Annotated in this window: 1 protein-coding gene; it reads right to left on the bottom strand. The window is 40.4% G+C overall.

Annotation, left to right across the window (positions count from 1 at the left end; translation table 11 throughout):
* Positions 1-285: 285 nt before the first annotated feature.
* Entirely contained in the window at positions 286-396 is a 111-nt protein-coding gene (locus tag A1830_RS21940) for a SymE family type I addiction module toxin (RefSeq protein ID WP_255362106.1), read from the bottom strand.
* Positions 397-738: the final 342 nt, after the last annotated feature.

Here is a 738-nt window from a genome sequence, read left to right as displayed (position 1 = left end):
AACGTATATTTAATGGCTCAGTCATTATTGACGATGATTTTGGCTTTTCACTTATATTGCCATCACCTTATGATGAAATCGGGGATAGCATGGAAAATATACCTAGTAATTTGATATTTAAAGAAATTTATGTTTCTGATTTTTCTTCATGGCGATAAGGTTATTGAATGAGGCTGGATGTTAATCTCTTCGATACAGCTAGTCATTAAAAAGCACTGAGAAAACCACCATAAATAAAAGCCGTAAAAATCCTCTCTGGATCTTTACGGCTAATTTTATCAGTTGCTATTCCAGCATATTACCTCGTTGCACCTGAATCACCACCTTACCAGGCATCACGCTGAGCGCTAGCGGTTGCCCGGTTAGGCCGCACTGTGTCAACCAGTCTCGTTTCAGGGAAGAGCATTTTCGCTGGGATGCGGCCGGTAACCAGACGGACAGACCCGGACAGACAGTCTGGCAGAACCTGCTCCAGAGGCTGAGAGGGGCACGCTGGCGCTACGATGGNAATAAAACTATAACGATCGCCACTAATCATGAAGGTTTAATCTTCTCAATTGGTTGCAATCAAGAATATAAAGGGAAGTATAAAAACATATTATATACAGGGCAATCGATGAAAGAGGTTATTACTTCAACTGAAAAATAACGTATATTTAATGGCTCAGTCATTATTGACGATGATTTTGGCTTTTCACTTATATTGCCATCACCTTATGATGAAATCGGGGATAGCAT

The organism is Erwinia sp. ErVv1 (assembly GCF_900068895.1).
Lineage (GTDB): Bacteria > Pseudomonadota > Gammaproteobacteria > Enterobacterales > Enterobacteriaceae > Erwinia.
The sequence above is the reverse complement of the archived record's forward strand: the minus strand, read 5'-3'. Positions and strand labels throughout refer to the sequence as shown.